Origin of the sequence: Sphingorhabdus sp., from assembly GCF_050921905.1 — a bacterium.
GTDB lineage: Bacteria > Pseudomonadota > Alphaproteobacteria > Sphingomonadales > Sphingomonadaceae > Sphingorhabdus_B.
Genome location: NZ_CP050888.1, coordinates 1,872,931 through 1,890,108, shown reverse-complemented (window position 1 = coordinate 1,890,108; position 17,178 = coordinate 1,872,931). Strand labels below are relative to the sequence as shown.

Sequence of the window (17,178 nt, the reverse complement as noted above, 5' to 3'; positions counted from 1 at the left end):
CGGTTTAGACAACCCGCCACCGGATGGTGAACAGGCTTTCGGTTTCAGTCTTCTGGGATAGGCGCTGCTCAAGCTGTTCGATGAGCGTATCACGCTTTTCCATGATATCGTCTTCGACGTTGAAGATTTCCTGCCGCTGGCGGCGTTGCTGCCGCTCCAGCTTTTGCAGCTTCTCCTGAATGTCGTGTTGTTCCTCCAAGGTCAGGGCCTGTCTGGCTTGCCGACGCATCGCCTTGATCTGCTCCTTGGTATCGGTTAGCGCCTTCTCGGCGGCAAGCACCATATCGTCGGCCCATCTTTCCAGCTTCTCGCGCGCCTGGTTGAAGTGCGCGCTGTTCTGCTCAAGCGACAGGCTGATAGTAGCCTTGGCGTGGCGGAGACTCTCGGATTCCAGCCGCGCTGTGATGGTATCTGGTATTTGCGGCACGTCACAGACGCCTGCATCGCACCCGAACAGCTTTTCCATCGTCTCCTGGTCAAGCGATGCGCCGTCATTGTCGAAGCCGGAGAACAGCAGGTGTTCCTCGCGTTCATAGGAATCGATTTGCAATCGCTGGAGCGTCAGATAGCCGGATTTGCCGCGCAACGCTTCCACCGCATGAATCCGGGATGAGTGGTTGGTGATATCGAAGGTCAGTGTCGCTGGCGGCGTCTCGACCGTCTTGCCAGCATGAATGACATTTTCGCCAAGCGGGTGCGACAGGCGATACAGGAAGCTGCTTCGGTCTTCGCTGCGATTGGTCCCTGGTTCCGGCTGTGATTTAGATATCAGGTGATAGCGCCCGGGGGCGATCTCGCTCGTCGGCGGATCGGTCAGGTCAAAGGCGAGCATGTTGTCATCAAACTGGGCGCGCGCTGTAAGAATGAAGCGGGTCAGCGACCAGAAACGCTGGCCCACGCGGTCCAGCTGAGCTTTGGCATCGGCCAATTTGATACGCAGCCGCTGATGCACGTCTTCGTCGAAACGCTCGAACAGTTTGCGACGCGTGTCGTCCATGCGGGCGCGGATGTTCTCGTCCATCTCGGCTTGCAGCTGCGCAAAGGCGGCTTCGATTTCATCGGATGAACGGCATTCCTGATAGATGGCAAGGATGCGCTTTTCAAAATCGACGCCTGACTCGATGCTGCCAAGCACATCATCGGACGCGCCGAACACGCCGTTGAACAGGCTGAATTTTTCGCCAAGCAATTCGAGCACGCGCCGGTCTGCCTCGTTGCGCTCATTGAGGAAGTTGATGACGACGACATCGTGCTTCTGACCGTATCGGTGGCAGCGCCCGATACGCTGTTCGATGCGCTGCGGATTCCAGGGCAGGTCATAGTTCACGACCATCGAACAAAATTGCAGGTTGACGCCTTCGGACGCGGCTTCGGTAGCGATGAAGATGGTTCCGTTGTCTTTGAAATCTTCCACGAGAGCTGTGCGAACATCGATTGCGCGCGAGCCGGATGACCTTCCAGTGGCGCGGTTCTCAGCAAGCCAGCGCTCATAAATGGCGCTAGCTTCCGGCCCGTTGTTTGTTCCGTTGAACAGGACAACCTGACCAGCATAGCCGTTCGATTCAAGGAAGTCCTTGAGATAGTCCTGCGTGCGCCTCGATTCAGTGAAGATCAGTGCCTTTCGCGCTGCGCCGGTTTCCGCCATTTGCGCAAAGCCGATGTCGAGCGCCTTCAGCAACGTCTCCGATTTCGTATCGACTGGAATCGCTCGGGCGCGCTCTGCAAGTCTCTGAAGGATTTCAATTTCCTCCTTCAACTTCATGCGGTCTATCGGCGCGTTTTGCGTGTCGGCATCGCCTTCGATTTGATTCTCCAAGATTTCGTCGAGCAATTCGTCTTCGATCTCTTCGGACTCGATCAACCGTTCGGCAAAATCAGGATCGTCCTTCACCTGTTCATCGCGGAGTGTCTCCAACCGAGCGCGCAGCGTGTCGAGCGTGCCGGCAATAGCGAGCGATGAAGATGCCAACAGCTTGCGAAGGATTAGTGCAGTCAGGTGCCGCTGCCGCTGTGGCAGGGCGTAACTGTTAGGCCGCTGAAGAAATCCAGACACGGCCTCATAGAGTGAATGTTCACTATCGCTGGGAGTGAACGGGCGCGTGATTGCGCGCCGTTCGGTGTATCGAACATACTCGGTCACCTGATTGCGCAGCGTGCGCTTGCAGAAAGTAGCGAGTCGCTGGCGTAGATCGACACTGCTGCTGCCAGCGCTGGCGTAGCGTGCACGGAAGGCATTCACGTCGCCAAAGATGTGTTCATCGATTAGCGTTGAAAGGCCATACAATTCGACTAGAGAATTTTGAAGCGGCGTGGCCGTGAGGAGTAGCTTACGACAATCCTCTGTTGCCCAACGTATGGCTTGGCCAACTTTGTTACTAGGGCGGTAGGCGTTCCTGAGTTTATGCGCCTCGTCGATGACAACGAGGTCCCAATGTGTGGCTTTCAACTCGTCCCGAAGAGCGGCGGCGTAGTTAAACGAAAGGATCGTGATACACTTTGCGTCGAGAGGCGAACGCCCTTGCCGCCTTGCTTCACGATAAGTCTTCGCGTCGATGACCTGGCTGGGCAGGTTAAATTTTTCCGCCAGTTCAATGGCCCATTGCTTCCGCAGGGACGCTGGGCAGATCACCAACAATCGCCGTTTGCGTTCTGCCCACAGCTGACAGAGAACGATGCCAGCCTCAATGGTTTTGCCAAGCCCAACTTCATCTGCGAGCAAAACGCCCTTCGATAAAGGTGATTCAAGGGCAAATAGAGCAGCTTCAATTTGGTGGGGGTTTAAATCTACCGAAGCATCAAATAGTGACATCGACAGCCGATCGATCCCTGATATCGAACGTCGAGTAAGATCGTGTGCATAGTACTTGGCATGATAAGGGGAGGATTCCATGAAGATTTAGTCCAACTTATTGTTGAATATAGAATTAGCAAGTTGGGTGCTTTTTTCTTGAAAATCCTGAAGATGCATCGGATAGACTATGCAATAATGCGTCTATCGTTTCAAGGGGCGATGCCGTTCTGCCGGACGGATTGAAGCGTAGCGCCAGAAGCTCCTTGGTGGTCCTATCCATAGAGCCAGGGTTGCAAGGGGCAGGCACGCCCCTGCTCGCGGTCAATCGGCGACTACGATGGTGTGCATCCAATCCGCATAGGGTTGGTCGATGGGGTCCAGGGGAGAGCGAAGTCTCCCCTTGGTCATGGGGGTGTCGGGGGAGCTGGAACGCTCCGCCTGACTGGTGATGCAACGACCACACGTTGCACCGGCTTCGACGATCTCCGTAACCGTTGCCCCTGCCCGCATCGCAGGCATCAGGGCAAGCGGACGGAGCTTCGGGGAAGCCGGTCAGCCGGAGGGGATGCAACGGGGCACGCGCAGCGGGTGCCCCTTGCCAAGGTTGCGATGGTACTACCATCGACACCTTGCGGATCACGCTAAGGCGTAATCTGGCTATTGCGGAGTCGGTAGAACCGACAAGCTCCTTTTGTGCTCGGAGCGGATGCCACTCCTCGCGAGACGCGGCTCAAGGCCGAGCTATGCCCGAGTTTGCCCCACCGCGCAATTTGGTTGGTAGCAAATCGGCGGCGACAAAGGAGATGTCGCCATGAACAAACAACCCAACCTCAAAATTCTGCTGATCGTGAACGGGATTCTGCATTCCATCTCCGCCTGCATGGCAGGCGTATGGATCAGCGAACTCGTATCGTCATCGGGCGCGATGACGCCGCTCGCGTGGTTTGAAACCGCGCTCGCGGTCGTCGCGATTGCTATTGGTCTCAGCGCAATGAGCTATATCGCGATCCGGCACATTCCGACGCTGCCGCAAACTGTGCGCGGGGCAGCGAAGGCGGCATTCATCGGCGGTTATACCGCGATTGCCGCCGTGCTGCTGCTCGCGGCGGCATCGGTGCTTGGTGCGCCTGCCGGTGAACGCGCGCATTTGGAATTCGCACACCAGGAATTCAAAACCGAAACGGAATTGCGTCGCAGGGCGGTCTCCACGATTGAAAATCGCGAACCCTTTCTGATCGACTGCGAAAATGTCGGCGATGCGATGAGCAATCAGGAAGGTGCAACCGGCGCATTCAGCCGCGAAGGCGGCGATGTCGGGCGTGTTGCAATTACGCTCAGCAATATCGCTGATGGATGCAAAAGTGCGCGCAATTCAATCTATGCAAATCGCGCATTTCTCTCTCGCCAATTTGCGCGCGCGGATCGAATCTTGATCGATCTGCGGCGCGTGATCGATTCCGAAAATGATCGTCACAAAAAGATGATCGATGCGCGCAAACTCGCTGACGAATGGCAACGTGTGATGCGCGGCATCAATGATGCGCTTGCAACCGAGGCGCTGTTCGCAGCCTCGGAATCTCTCACCAAGGATTGGCACGCGGCGGGCCTACCGGTCGCAGCCGCGAACGCGATCACGCAGAATTTCGACGGCATCGCAGATGCGCTCGTCGAGGGTCTCGAAGACATCGCGGCGCTGAAAGAACGTCCGCTGCCTGGTATTCCGGTCGTCTCGAACATCGCCTATCTCGGGATGTATCCCGATGCGACGCTGAGCGCGCTCGCGATTGGCGCAATCATCGAAGTGATCCCGCTTGCAGTGATCTTGCTCGGCATGTCGATGATGGAGCGTGCGAATGCGCCGCGCGCGCCCGTATCACCTTCGCCGCTGCCTGCTTTGGCCGCATCACCTGAAATCGCCGTGCGCCCCAAGCGGCCATACAAGCGTCGCGCGCCGAAGGCCGACGCGTAACAAGCCATGATCGGAAAAAGCTGACGCGAGGCGATGTCACCATCGCCTCGCGTTTTGGTGTCACCACCATGCGTAGTAGGCAATCGTGCGACCCTTCGCGAATTCTTCGCGGCATTTGCGGATGAATTCGAGATCGTCATCGCGTTCTTCGCCGGTCGTTGCGCCGAAGAAAAAACCGGACGTATCTGGAAGTCGGTTTTCGAGAATCGTGCGCTCTAGCTCATCGATATCCTCTGGCGTCAGCTCGACTGTGTTGACGTTGAAATCATCGTCGGTGCCGCCCTTCTCGTAGTAGCGACCAGCCATCCAGCCATGAAGGTTCGGATGCTTGCGCCAATAATGGATGCGCGGTGTGTGATCGAGGTGCAAACCCTCGACCTCGAAATCGACGGGCGGACGATTATCGTCCTTCGGCATTGAGTGGGCATACATATCAAGTCCCATGATGGTCTCCTTTCGTTATGCCGCACGACAATTCGCGCGGCTGATGGAGACCGGCGGCACACGCCGATTTGCGCGTGCAACGCCCCTACTCGGTCAGGCTTGGCCTGAGTGGTGCGGGCTGGGGCTTGCACGCATTAGCGAAGCGGACGGGTGCAATGGTCGGAACAATTCAGCTCGCGATTGTGCTCATGCATTCACGAGAAAGGTGATGACCATCAGCTTGATCAGTAGGTGCGTCACGCAAAGGCGTTCGATTTGCACGCTCTCACTGGTTCGACGTGAGCTTTCGCCGCTGGCGATAAAATTCGCGCAGACGCGATAGGCAATTCTCATACGATTCACGGCTGAGAATGTCGGCGGGAACTCTCTCGGCGGTGCCCTGGTAGAATGTCAGCTTCTTCAAGGTCGGGATGCTGCATAGACGCTCAAGCGATGCATCGATGTGGCAGCCGTTGAGAATAACATCCTCAAGGTTCGGCAAGCCTGCAATCGGATCGAGGTTGCGAATGGCAGTGTCAGAGCAATCGATGTAAGTAAGCTTGGTGCAGTTTTCCAAGCCATCGAGCGAGGAAATAAGCGTGTCCTCGCAGCTCAAAAAAACCAGCTCAGGACAATTCCGCAATGGCGTCAGGTCAGCGATGTCGGTGCTGCCCATATAAAGGCGCTGCAATTTGTGGGCGTCTTGCAGGACTGTGATGTCCTGTACGTTCGTGACACCGCAAAAGAGCTGCTCAAGGTTTCCAACGCTCAGGCCAGTGAGACTGTCGAGCTGGATGTAGCTGCAATCAAGAACCTGCAAATTTCTGAGAACACCAAACGGTTCGACGGTCGTAACGAGCGTCGAGCACACGCTGAGATGCGTGAGACCTTCGAACTGCATCGCCTGATCGGGGACAGAGTCGATGAAGAGATTGTAGAAGCTGAGCTTGTTGGTGCGCTCCTTTTTCTCCAGCTCAACGCGCCGATTGGCAATCTCCCAGTCGATCAGATTGATCGGTACGCGCGCATTGATATCAATCCGCTTCATGACGCCGCGCTTCGAAGCGTTCTCGCGGCCCTCTTTGCCTTTGAGGAAGTAGGTCACAAATGGATCAAGATCGCGCGCGCTTTCCATGAACTCCTGAAACTGGGTGCGCGTGCGGGTCCACTGATAAAAGAGCATCAACGCGACGAAGTCGCCTGCGTGCGATTTCTTCGCATCCTCGCATTTGCGTCCAACCTGCGCGCGAGCTGCTGCCATGTCCGACGGAAAGGCAACCTGATAGATCGGGCGATAGGCCTCTGCGAACTCGACAAAGGATTTGTACTTCTCGGGGCGCTCGCGCGCCGAATAATCCTGAAAGGCTTGGATCATCTGAAACAAGCAAGCAGATGTTTGCATCTTGGCTTCGCGAGCGGCGTGAAGGTCTGCCCGCAATATTCCACTTAGCTTCTTGAAATCGCTGTAATCCATATCGCCTTCACTCGCTCCGACTGAGACGTAGATTCAGTCGAGGCGAATGTGAAGCGCGCTTGTGCATCGCGCTCCGGCTGCACTCCGGAGTCGCGCGCAAAATCTCCGGAAATTCTCCGGAGACAGTCCGGAGGACTGAGTTTCCCCCATCTGGCATTTAGAAATCACTGATCAGGGCTTGGGAGAACCAAGCGCGGCCGCTCCCCACAAGACATGAGGAGCGAGAGTGATGACCACTCAAAATTCTTTTGGCGGCGATTGCCGTTGCAATGACCGTAGCGGCTCACGTGGCCCCGATATCATCTATGTTCCAAGTCCTGCGATACTGCGCGAGGCCTTCACAATCTTCAATCTCGCGATTGAGTATGCGCGAATTCAGCCGCGCATCTCACGGCGGCGTCTGGTTGATTGGGTCTATGATCGCATCATCGCATGCGAAGCTGTCGTGATCGATCATGATGGGATCGAAATTGATCTGCTCCGCGTCGATGTCGATGGCATCTTCGGTGATGATTATTCGGCATCATGGGCAGGCGATTTTCTCGCGGGACGTGTGCGTCCTCGTCGGCTCGCTGCCTCACCGAGGATTGCGGCGCGCATCAAACTATTGTGGATCGCGCTCGCTGCGCATGATCCTGCTGCCGCAAAAAGTGTTCTGAACTGAGTTTGCCCCACTGCACCTCCTGTTCAATGATGTCTGTCCTCCATCGCAATCCCGCGATGGAGGACAATTCATGTCTGACGTTCAATACAAGCTCGACTACGGCGACGGCGCTGCGCGCCAGGTCGGAACGGAAGTGGTTCACGCGGCTGCGCCGCGCGTTGAATCGAAAAAGCGCAAACGCAAGTTTCGCACTCCGGCTGCGCTCAACACGGCGATCACAGTCGTCGTTGTCGGCGGCCTGTTCTTCGCTGCCGTGCGCTTCGCGCCGGAAGGTTGGAGGCCGCAAGATTTCACCGGTGAATATCTCGGTGATGTCAGCGGAGAGGTGAAAGAGAACGAAGGCGCGGTTGACGCCGAAGTTCAGGCCTACGTGAACGCGGTGCGCGCGGCTTATGAGCAGCGCAACGCGCAATATGCCCGCATCGTTGAAGGTTATCTCGAAGCCTACAAGGCGGCGGTTGCCATCAACCAGATGCAGCTCGATGCCGCAAACCGCCTTCGCGGTGCGTATGTCGAGCGGCAGATGGGCCAATCAGCTCAGGCGAGTGGCGCGAATGTCGGGCTTGCGAATGGTGCCGAAGCATTGGGCACCGTGCTTAACTGGCTCGAACCTGGCACTGGTGACAATGTTCTCGCGGAAGCGGAACGTCAGCGGGGCATTGCAAGCGGTCGTCTCGAAGATGCGGCTGTCACAAGCGCGAACGTCGATCTCACCGGCTATGTGAACGCACTGCCGAGTGAAGATGCACTGCGTCAGCGCATCGATGCACTGCCGCCTATCGATCTGCCGCCCCCGCCGCGCTTCATGCGGGAGGGCCGATGATGCGACAAGGCGGAAGTTTTCTGAACTGGATGGAGCGCGGCTTCGCGCTCCATCGTGGTTGGAGCGAAGCTGATCGCGCGCGTGAAGCGCGAGAGCGAGCTGAGACACTCGAAGAGGCAATGGCAACTGCACAGCCGTCCGGCGCTTTGGGCGACGGGCGGCTTGCTGATTTGGATGACTGCAAAAAGGCTGGCCTGCTGAACAGCACTGGCCTGTTCCTCGGAGCCTTCGGTGCATTCGGTCACTTCATCTTTCACAATGGTGAGGAGTCGCTCCTCACTTACAATCGCGCGGGCGGTGGCAAAGGGACAACACTGATCCAGCCGAACCTCGCGCACTCGAATGATCGCACGCTAGTGATTGTCGATATCAAAGACGGCGAACTTGCCTTCTCATCATCGGCGCATCGTCGCAATGTGCTCGGCACCGATGTCATCTACTTCAATCCCTATGGCCTGCATGGCTATCCGAACACGAATGTGAATCCGCTCTTCCGGCTGACAGAAGTGATCGAAGCTGGTGGCTCGCCGGATGGCGAAGCGGAAGCGATCTTCGAGATCGTCATGCCTGCACCCGCACGCGATGGTGACAATGCGTGGGTGCGCAAAGGTGCAATCCAACTTTGCTCGCTGCGTGCAGAATATCTCGCGCATGAAATGCGCGAGCAATGCACGCTGCCAGATGTCTGGAAATTTCTGCACGGCGATGAAGAGCATTTCGCGATGGAATTTTCGATGATGGCGACCTGCGCCATCGAGTCCATCGCACGCCGTGCGCAGGCCTTCGCATCAATGCGCGTGAATGCAGAGAAGCAGTGGGAGGCCATTCGCAGCGAAGCTGCATCGGCTCTCTCGGCATTTGAGCCTGGAAAGTCGCTCGGCAACGCCTGCTCGTCTCACGATATCGATCTGACACGCGCCAAGCGTGAGAAGCTCACGATCTTCATCATCCTTCCCGCCAATCGCATCGATGTCGCGAAAGCATGGGTGTCGATGCTGATTGCTATGATGACGGAAGTGATCGCAGCGGCGCGCGGGCCGGTGCGTACAAGCTTCATCGTCGATGAATTCGCCAACCTCCCCAGGGTCCCCAGCATCCTGCGTTCGCTGCGGCTCTATCGCGGTCTCGGCGTGAGTTACTGGTTCTTCGCGCAAGGCCGGAACTCGCTCACCTCGCAATGGTCGAAGGAGCAAGTCAAAGACATCGAGGATCAGGTCGGCATCATTACCATGAAGTCGGTGTGGGAGCCTGATCTCCTGAAAGACATCGAGCTGTGGTCGGGCACGATGACGATCTTGCAAGGCGGTGTCAGCCACGCTGGCGGCGTCGTGCAAACGGCGAACGCGAATCTGTCTGAGACGAAGCGGCCTGTGTTGCAGGCGGGCGATGTGATCGCACTTGGCCCCACGCGCCAAGTCATCCGCGTGGCATCTATGCCGCATCTGCTCGTCGCTGATGCGGTGTCCTACTTCACCGTCGATCCGTGGCGCAGCCAAGTGCGCGACGTGCGCGATCTGCACAAGGGAATGTCGGAATGAACGAGAACTCCACCCTGACATCGCGATTCAACAATGAGGGCGCGCGAACCTTTCGGGAGTCGCGCGTTCATGAACGTGTAGCTGGCGCCATCCAGCGGATGGAGGCAAGGTTTGTTCTCTGCGAGCCATCGCTCACAAGTGCCCGCTATCGCGATCTGCTGACCAAGCAAGGGCACCCGCATGAACTGACGCCGCCCTTTGCAAAGAACAATCCTGAACAGCGTATGTGGAACGCTGCGAAGCAGTGGGTGAAGTACGATCATGTCAAACGCATCAACAAAATCCGGAACGTCGGTGAACGCATGATCGGCAAAGATCGCGGGCTAGAACGATAGAAACCGCAGAATTCTGCGGAAAAGCTTGTAATTTTTGTTCAAATCATGCTATGATTATATTATAATGTGGTCGCAAACTGAGCGTGTTCTGCGCGAGTTTCCCCCACGTTGTTCTGACCAGACACGCAGAATTCCCATCAGGCCGCTCGCCATCGAGCGTGCGCGATGGTGATTGTGATGAACGAGATTGTCGGAATTACACCTGAGGAACTCGACCGGTATCGCGCGATTGTCGCGACTATCGAAGGAATGACGGACGCTGAGAAAGACGAGGCGATCCAAGTCGTTGACAGCATCATGGCAGCGTTTGCCGCTGCCGATTGGGGTTTCGATCCCACTGAGCTTGCTCTCGAAAAGGGAGCTTCGGACTCTTCACAAAATGGGCGTGAAGATGGTAAGATGAAAACTCTTGGCAACGCCATGCTTGTTGACCTCAGTCATGAGGGCGCGATCACAAAACATAACAAACCGGAAATTGCGCCATGACAGACATAAATTCAAAGAAAGCCGTTATCTATTGCCGCGTATCATCTGCGCAGCAGACGATCAGGACTGACGGTCTATCCTCACAAGAACAACGCTGCCGCAGCTATTGCGAGCACAAGGGCTATGAGGTCGTCGAGGTATTCAAAGACGATATGTCGGGAAGTTTGGTCAAGCGTCCAGGTATGGATGCGATGATCAAATTCTTGCGCTCAACACGCAAACATTCTCACGTCGTCGTGATCGATGATATCTCGCGCCTTGCACGCGGCATCGAAGCGCATTTGCAGCTTCGTGCAGATATCGGCGCAACCGGCGCATCGCTCGAATCTCCATCAATCGAGTTTGGCGAAGATTCGGACAGCAAGCTTGTCGAGAATCTGCTCGCATGTGTCAGTCAGCACGCGCGGCAAAAGAACGCGGAGCAAACGCTCAACCGTATGACAGCACGTGTCCAGCAAGGCTTCTGGGTGTTCCAGGCCGTCTGGGGCTACAAGTATGCGCGTCATTCTAGCGGCGGCAAAGTGCTCGTTCACAATGAACCGCTTGCCTCGGTGCTTCGCGAAGCTCTCGAAGGCTTCGCGAGTGGTCGCTTCGCTTCGCAAGCCGAAGTGATGCGTTTCCTCGAAGCGCAGCCTTGCGTTCCGAAAATGGCGAACGGTTCGGTGTCGAATGAACGCGTGAAGCAGATTCTCACGAACCCGATTTATGCGGGGATCGTGCATGTTCCATCGTGGAATGTCGCACCGCGCCTCGGCAAGCACGAGCCGCTGATCTCTATCGAGACGTTCAATGAGATTCAGGATCGCTTGAAGGGCAAGGCACGCGGTGCCGTCCGCGCCGATGTGAGCGCGGACTTTCCGCTTCGTGGTCATATCTGCTGCCCGTCATGCGGCCATCCTCTGACAGCGAATTACAGCAAGGGCAGACAGGGTGCGGCATATCCCTACTACCTATGCCGCCAGCGCGCCTGCGATCTTCGCGGCAAGTCGTATGCACGGGAGAAAGTGGAAGGTGCATTCGAGGCGCTTCTTCGCTCCGTCACTCCAGCGAAAGAGCTGGTCGAACTGGCCGCTGCTGCGTTCCGGAATCACTGGAACAAGCAGGCGATGAACGCCGATCAATCGCGTAAGGCGATTGAGAAGGAACTCGCTGAAATTGATCGCAAGGTGAAGCAGTTGCTTGACCGGATCGTCGAGGCTGAAAGCCCGACGGTCATCGGCGCATACGAGAATCGTATTGCGGAATTGGAAAGCACAAAGCTGCTTTTGAAGGACAAAATGGCTCGTGCAGCGCAGCCTAAGCGCGACTTCGACGAAAGCTTTCGAAACGCGTTGGCGTTTCTCGCAAGTCCTTGGAATCTATGGAAGAATGGCTCGCTTTCGGACAAGAAGATGGCCCTCAGGCTCACCTTTCCGAAGCATTTGGTCTATGACCCAAAAGGAGCCGTTCGAAACAGCGAATTATCCTTTCCATTCAAGATGTTATTCGATCTGAACAACTCAAAAATGGAAATGGCGCACCCAAGAGGATTCGAACCTCTGGCCTCTGCCTTCGGAGGGCACTTAATTATTAAAATAATCGTTATAAATCAATAGTTTGTGATGCATTTCTGTGTCGTGTGCACGATTTGTGCATTTTTTAGCTGTACAAAATTCGTCATATTGTGACTGTTTTTCAGATAGTTGGTGTGATTTTGGAGTGTTTATCCTACACGTGTGGGATAAAGTTTAGTTATCCTAAAATTTTAGGATAACAAGCGTGACCTGTGCCATTTTGCTTACCCGGGTAAGCAAGCGCTCAATTGCAATGCTTGAAGCCTTATCATTGCATAGGCCCACTGGTTACCTGTACCAATCTTCCAACTGAAGTCGCTAAGCCTGCTCCCTGCAATTTTGCTACCTTAATCGATTAAGCTAGCAGCTCACATCCAGCTACCCCAATCGATCTGGCACCTTGTAGATTGAATGCCTCCGAAATACTGAATCGGACAGATGGTGAGATTTTTGATAAAATTTGGCAAACCTTGACATTAATACATCGTCTGGTTAATATTGGTCCATCGATGCAGTGATGCACTGCACGATAATCCCAAACATTTTTTAATATAATCCGGACAGGAGAGTTCATATGGCTCGCTCTTTTGACAGTTGTCGTGCGCCCTATTTAAATAATTCACTTATCTTTAATAAATCATATCAAGATTATTCTAGTAAAAATAGTTATACATATCATTCATTATGTCGTTCGAAGCAGCGCTGCATTCCTGAATTCGCCATTGATTTGGTTTTGGATTATGGAAAAGCCACCTCCGCTGGGAAAGGTGCGGAGAGCTATTCGTTTGACAATCGCTCCTGGCGCAAAGTCTGCAAATTTCTTGGTGCAGACGTGCGCCGATATGAGAAATACCGGAATATTTACGTTATTGTAGTAGGTGGGACGATTCTTACGGTCGCTTGGCGGCATTGAAGCCCTTCTAGTTCGGGCATTATGCAACTGGCTTATTGCAGCCCACTGTTACCTACGCCATACGGCCTCTTGTTTGAAATCTTCTGTATGCTTCATCATCTCTTCGGTCTCCTTGTATGAGTGTTTAACTCTCAAGTGACCGGCACGAAACCGTTACAAGTCCAAACAACGTGAAAGGATCAAACGACAGACTATCGAATATCGGCGCTTGCAACACCGCAAGCTCGCCGCCTAATATCAACCCAACTGATGAGGCCAATGCTCCGTTAATTTACGCAGCCATCAGTGCCAAATGTTCTGACGACGGACAATCTGTCTGGGTGGTGCTTGTTAGAAATTTGCCACTCAAATTCTAAGTGTCTGACCCGAAATTAAGTTGAGTAGTGTCAGCGAGTTAGCTTGACGCTTTTCCACATCATTGATTCAGCGGTTTTGCAACAACCCGAAGGATTTCAACGATGTGGACCGACACCACTCGCGCGCATCATGCACGCAACGGATTGGCTTTGCCAAGTGATTTAACTGATGAGGAGTGGGCGGTTCTGGAACCGTTTTTTCCGCTGCCGTCCTTTGTCGGCCGTCCGCGCAAATGGCCGATGCGGCGGATAGTAGAAGCGATGCTGTATCTGCTACGCGGTGGCCTGCCATGGCGGATGCTGCCGCCGGGCTTTCCACCTTCCTCGACGGTGCAGCGTTGGTTTTACGCTTGGCGCGATGATGGCACATGGCAACGGATCAACCATTATCTGATCCAGGATGCCCGGGTGGCGCAGGGTAGCGAGGCTTCACCCAGCGCCGGAGTGATTGACAGCCAGTCTGTCAAAACGACGGAAAGCGGCGGCATACGCGGCTATGACGCGGGCAAGAAAGTGAAGGGGCGCAAGCGCCATATCATCACCGATACGAACGGCTTTCTGGTACACGCCATTATTCACAGCGCCGATATACAGGACCGTGACGGTGCGCCGATCGTGCTCTCCGACATCCGTTATAGTTTCCCTTGGCTGCGCCATGTCTTTGCCGATGGCGGCTATGCCGGTGACAAGCTCAAAACCGCGCTGACCAAGATCGGCGACTGGACCATCGAAATCATAAAGCGTTCTGACCGGGCAAATGGCTTTGTTGTTCTACCGCGCCGATGGGTCGTCGAGCGAACGTTCGCATGGCTAAACCGCAACCGGCGCCTTGCCAAAGACTTCGAGCGCAGCATCGCTTCCGCAACGGCATGGCTGTTCATGGCCTCCGTCCAGTTCCTCGCTAGACGAATCGCAAAACTATGATATTAAACACGATAATTATGAGTCAGACTCTAAGGGAAGAGGACCAATATTATGGCACTGAATGATCACGTCGACCTGCCCACATTCATGCAGGGCGTTAGCAAGCGCAACCCAGGACAGACTGAATTCATTCAGGCAGTGCAGGAAGTTGCAGTAGATATCTTTGACTTCATGGAAGACAAGGAGCGCTATCACAAGGAACAGATATTGCGGCGTATCGCCGAACCCGACCGGGTCATTTCATTCCGCGTTTGCTGGGAGGATGATAACGGTAACGTTCGTGTGCAACGCGGTTGGCGTGTGCAGAACAACAATGCAATTGGCCCCTATAAAGGCGGCATCCGCTTTCACCCTTCGGTTACGGAGAGCGTTCTCAAATTTCTGGCGTTTGAACAGACCTTTAAAAACGCGCTGACTGGCCTGCCGATGGGTGGAGCCAAGGGTGGGTCGAACTTCAACCCCAAGGGGAAAAGCGATCATGAAGTGATGCGCTTTTGCCAGTCCTTCATGACCGAACTCTACCGCCATGTAGGAGCTGATGTGGATGTGCCCGCCGGCGATATCGGCGTTGGTGCGCGCGAGATTGGCTACATGTTTGGGCAGTATAAGCGGATCACCAACCAGTTTACCGGCGTGTTGACCGGTAAAGGATTGGAATATGGCGGCTCGTTGATCCGTACCGAAGCAACCGGTTATGGCGCGGTATATTTCCTCGCCAATATGCTGAAGACCAAGAATGACGATCTTGCAGGCAAAGTTGCGGTGATTTCAGGGTCAGGCAATGTTGCAACCCATGCAGCCGAGAAGGTGGCGATGCTGGGCGGCAAGGTGGTCACAATGTCCGACAGTGCCGGTTTCATCCATGATCCGGATGGTATGACGCAGGAAAAAATCGACTGGATCAAACAACTTAAAAATGTGCGGCGCGGTCGAATTAGTGAATATGTAAATGAGTTCAAAGGGGCAACATATCATGAAGGCAAGCGTCCTTGGGGCGTCCCTTGTGACGTTGCACTACCTTGCGCCACGCAGAATGAATTGCTCGGCGATGACGCCAGAGAATTGATCAAAAACGGCTGCATTGCGGTTAGCGAAGGTGCTAACATGCCAACCAACCTCGAAGGCGTCCACGTCTTCAAGGACGCAAAAATCCTGTTTGCCCCGGGCAAGGCGGCCAATGCGGGCGGGGTTGCGGTTTCTGGGCTAGAGATGAGCCAGAATTCAGGCCGCATCTCGTGGAAGGCCGAACAGCTCCAGCAATTGCTGGTCGATATCATGGATGGCATTCACGGCAGCTGCCTCGAATATGGGCAGACGAAAGGTGGCTATTGCGACTATGTGCGAGGCGCAAATATCGCGGGCTTCAAAAAAGTTGCCGACGCCATGCTCGCATTTGGTGTAGTGTGATTTCAACAGATTGGCGGTGAACACCGTTTGCCGCCAATCTGCTTGAATATTTGATCAAAGAACCGGATAGACGTACCGACTGAATTAGAGTTTTGGTCTTACCGATTTGAGGGGAATGCACGATTAATGGCCGAGTCTGGAAACAGCCGTATTTTCTTAAAAGCTCTGCCGGGTGTGCTTCTTTCGTTGTGCATCCTCCTGATGATTATGGCAGTTGTATTTCCAATTTTGTCCCCTGTGCGGGCCTCAGGAACTGCGGATAATACACATCTGGGTGTTGCCTCATGCGCTGGTTCAACGTGCCATGGCCGGTTGGAAGCCGATGGCGCCGTTGTACGCCAGGATGAGGTTTTGCGTTGGCAGGAACCTTCTTCGCCTGCCGGAAAACATAGCCAAGCCTATTCCGCCTTATTGGGTCAACGCAGTGCGCAAATAGCGCGCAATTTGGGTATCGGCAAAGCATCGTCTGCGCCAATGTGCCTTGGTTGTCACGCTGACCCAGCCGCGTCGCGGGGCAACAACTTTCAGCTAGCTGACGGTGTGGGATGTGAGGCATGCCATGGCGGTGCATCCAATTGGATTGCCAGCCATTACGCCGTGGGTGCAAGTCACGCCAAAAATGTGGCACGCGGCATGACGCCGCTGGAAAATCCAAAGGTACGCGCAGGCGTATGCCTTGACTGCCATTTTGGCAGCGCCGCCCAAGGGCAGTTTGTAAACCACCGGATCATGGCGGCAGGGCACCCCCGTATCTCGTTTGAACTCGACCTATTCTCATCTCTGCAGCAACATCATGACGAGGATGCCGATTATGTGGCGCGCAAGCGGCGCACCGACAATGTTCAGCTATGGGCTGTCGGGCAGGCGCTTGCACTCAAACGCTCGCTAGATCTTTATGCGAGCGCAAGTCGTGGCACCGAGGGTGTGTTTCCAGAATTCTATTTCTTTGATTGCCATAGCTGCCACCGTCGGATTTATGATCAGAAGGACGCACTTAGGACTGGTGTAAACAATCCCGGGCGGCCAATTCCAGAGGGCATGCCGCCCTATAATGATGAGAACATGATCATGCTGTCGGCGGCTGCGCGGGTAACGGCTCCAGCCTCGGCAGGGCAATTCGATAAGGCCAGCAGGGAGTTCCACGCTGCTTTGGCGCTGGACCGGACCACGGCCGTCGCAGCGGCGCGGCGCTTGTCAATCGCCGCTGATAATTTGGCTAATAACTTTGCGTCGGGCAGTTTTGGCAGCAGCCAAGCCTTTGCAATCATCGACACCATTGCAAGCGATGCTATTGCTGCGCGCCTCACAGATTATGAGGGTTCGGTGCAAGCCGTTATGGCGGTCGATACGTTGTTGAGTGCACTCGTCCGCTCGGGCAACCTCACGCAAGGTGCGGCAGCGGGCATCCGTGCCAATGTAAACCGCGCCTATGACGCGGTGCGTGATCCCAACGCCTATCGCCCGTCCGATTTCCGCCGTTCAATTGGCGCCGCTGCCAGTGCAGTCCGGGCATTACGATAGT

The 17,178-nt window shown here is 55.0% G+C and carries 14 protein-coding genes; 11 read left to right on the top strand and 3 right to left on the bottom strand.

Annotation, left to right across the window (positions count from 1 at the left end; genetic code table 11):
• Nucleotides 1-4 precede the first annotated feature (4 nt).
• Nucleotides 5-2,890 (bottom strand): SNF2-related protein, encoded by a 2,886-nt coding sequence (locus HEQ18_RS09160; RefSeq protein WP_432814473.1) that lies wholly within the window; start codon nt 2,888-2,890, stop codon nt 5-7.
• Nucleotides 2,891-3,602: 712 nt separating this feature from the next.
• Here HEQ18_RS09160 and HEQ18_RS09155 point away from each other — a divergent pair.
• Nucleotides 3,603-4,760, top strand: a complete 1,158-nt coding sequence (locus HEQ18_RS09155; RefSeq protein WP_432814472.1) for a hypothetical protein — start codon at nt 3,603-3,605, stop codon at nt 4,758-4,760.
• A gap of 60 nt (nt 4,761-4,820) precedes the next feature.
• On the opposite strand, the gene HEQ18_RS09150 is transcribed toward HEQ18_RS09155, so the two are convergent.
• Nucleotides 4,821-5,204, bottom strand: coding sequence for a hypothetical protein (locus HEQ18_RS09150; protein WP_432814471.1), 384 nt, complete (start codon nt 5,202-5,204; stop codon nt 4,821-4,823).
• A gap of 265 nt (nt 5,205-5,469) precedes the next feature.
• On the bottom strand, nt 5,470-6,657 hold the full coding sequence (locus HEQ18_RS09145) for a leucine-rich repeat domain-containing protein (protein ID WP_432814470.1): 1,188 nt from the start codon (nt 6,655-6,657) through the stop codon (nt 5,470-5,472).
• 229 nt (nt 6,658-6,886) lie between these two features.
• Here HEQ18_RS09145 and HEQ18_RS09140 point away from each other — a divergent pair, with 229 nt between their 5' ends.
• The 10 genes from HEQ18_RS09140 to HEQ18_RS09095 all read left to right on the top strand — a co-directional run bounded on the left by HEQ18_RS09140 (nt 6,887) and on the right by HEQ18_RS09095 (nt 17,177).
• The gene (locus tag HEQ18_RS09140; protein ID WP_432814469.1) at nt 6,887-7,321 is read left to right on the top strand and encodes a hypothetical protein; all 435 of its coding nucleotides are present in this window, start codon (nt 6,887-6,889) and stop codon (nt 7,319-7,321) included.
• A 70-nt stretch (nt 7,322-7,391) separates the two neighbouring features.
• Entirely contained in the window at nt 7,392-8,144 is a 753-nt protein-coding gene (locus HEQ18_RS09135) for a hypothetical protein (RefSeq protein WP_432814468.1), read from the top strand.
• 119 nt (nt 8,145-8,263) lie between these two features.
• On the top strand, nt 8,264-9,682 hold the full coding sequence (locus HEQ18_RS09130; RefSeq protein ID WP_432814467.1) for a type IV secretory system conjugative DNA transfer family protein: 1,419 nt from the start codon (nt 8,264-8,266) through the stop codon (nt 9,680-9,682).
• The gene (locus tag HEQ18_RS09125) at nt 9,679-10,017 is read left to right on the top strand and encodes a hypothetical protein (protein ID WP_432814466.1); all 339 of its coding nucleotides are present in this window, start codon (nt 9,679-9,681) and stop codon (nt 10,015-10,017) included. The genes HEQ18_RS09130 and HEQ18_RS09125 overlap by 4 nt, the downstream gene beginning before the upstream one ends.
• A gap of 177 nt (nt 10,018-10,194) precedes the next feature.
• A complete protein-coding gene (locus tag HEQ18_RS09120) occupies nt 10,195-10,503 on the top strand; it encodes a hypothetical protein (RefSeq protein ID WP_432814465.1) in 309 nt (102 codons plus the stop codon).
• Nucleotides 10,500-12,098: a recombinase family protein gene (locus HEQ18_RS09115; RefSeq protein ID WP_432814464.1), complete on the top strand. Its 1,599-nt coding sequence runs from the start codon at nt 10,500-10,502 to the stop codon at nt 12,096-12,098. The genes HEQ18_RS09120 and HEQ18_RS09115 overlap by 4 nt, the downstream gene beginning before the upstream one ends.
• A 532-nt stretch (nt 12,099-12,630) precedes the next feature.
• A complete protein-coding gene (locus HEQ18_RS09110; protein ID WP_432814463.1) occupies nt 12,631-12,969 on the top strand; it encodes a hypothetical protein in 339 nt (112 codons plus the stop codon).
• Nucleotides 12,970-13,427: 458 nt separating this feature from the next.
• Nucleotides 13,428-14,249 carry an IS5 family transposase gene (locus tag HEQ18_RS09105; RefSeq protein ID WP_296196494.1) on the top strand — a complete coding sequence of 274 codons (822 nt, stop codon included), beginning with the start codon at nt 13,428-13,430 and terminating at the stop codon, nt 14,247-14,249.
• 51 nt (nt 14,250-14,300) lie between these two features.
• The gene (gene gdhA / locus HEQ18_RS09100; protein WP_432814462.1) at nt 14,301-15,656 is read left to right on the top strand and encodes an NADP-specific glutamate dehydrogenase; all 1,356 of its coding nucleotides are present in this window, start codon (nt 14,301-14,303) and stop codon (nt 15,654-15,656) included.
• A 201-nt stretch (nt 15,657-15,857) separates the two neighbouring features.
• Entirely contained in the window at nt 15,858-17,177 is a 1,320-nt protein-coding gene (locus HEQ18_RS09095; protein WP_432814461.1) for a multiheme c-type cytochrome, read from the top strand.
• Nucleotide 17,178 lies beyond the last annotated feature (1 nt).

Bases quoted from the DNA above. Each gene is read 5' to 3' on its own strand.
- HEQ18_RS09160 (WP_432814473.1), bottom strand. From the start codon at position 2,890: ATGGAATCCTCCCCTTATCATGCCAAGTACTATGCACACGATCTTACT.
- HEQ18_RS09110 (WP_432814463.1), top strand. From the start codon at position 12,631: ATGGCTCGCTCTTTTGACAGTTGTCGTGCGCCCTATTTAAATAATTCA.
- HEQ18_RS09140 (WP_432814469.1), top strand. From the start codon at position 6,887: ATGACCACTCAAAATTCTTTTGGCGGCGATTGCCGTTGCAATGACCGT.
- HEQ18_RS09105 (WP_296196494.1), top strand. From the start codon at position 13,428: ATGTGGACCGACACCACTCGCGCGCATCATGCACGCAACGGATTGGCT.
- HEQ18_RS09155 (WP_432814472.1), top strand. From the start codon at position 3,603: ATGAACAAACAACCCAACCTCAAAATTCTGCTGATCGTGAACGGGATT.
- HEQ18_RS09150 (WP_432814471.1), bottom strand. From the start codon at position 5,204: ATGGGACTTGATATGTATGCCCACTCAATGCCGAAGGACGATAATCGT.
- HEQ18_RS09095 (WP_432814461.1), top strand. From the start codon at position 15,858: ATGATTATGGCAGTTGTATTTCCAATTTTGTCCCCTGTGCGGGCCTCA.
- HEQ18_RS09115 (WP_432814464.1), top strand. From the start codon at position 10,500: ATGACAGACATAAATTCAAAGAAAGCCGTTATCTATTGCCGCGTATCA.
- HEQ18_RS09125 (WP_432814466.1), top strand. From the start codon at position 9,679: ATGAACGAGAACTCCACCCTGACATCGCGATTCAACAATGAGGGCGCG.
- HEQ18_RS09120 (WP_432814465.1), top strand. From the start codon at position 10,195: ATGAACGAGATTGTCGGAATTACACCTGAGGAACTCGACCGGTATCGC.
- HEQ18_RS09145 (WP_432814470.1), bottom strand. From the start codon at position 6,657: ATGGATTACAGCGATTTCAAGAAGCTAAGTGGAATATTGCGGGCAGAC.
- HEQ18_RS09130 (WP_432814467.1), top strand. From the start codon at position 8,264: ATGGCAACTGCACAGCCGTCCGGCGCTTTGGGCGACGGGCGGCTTGCT.
- gdhA (WP_432814462.1), top strand. From the start codon at position 14,301: ATGGCACTGAATGATCACGTCGACCTGCCCACATTCATGCAGGGCGTT.
- HEQ18_RS09135 (WP_432814468.1), top strand. From the start codon at position 7,392: ATGTCTGACGTTCAATACAAGCTCGACTACGGCGACGGCGCTGCGCGC.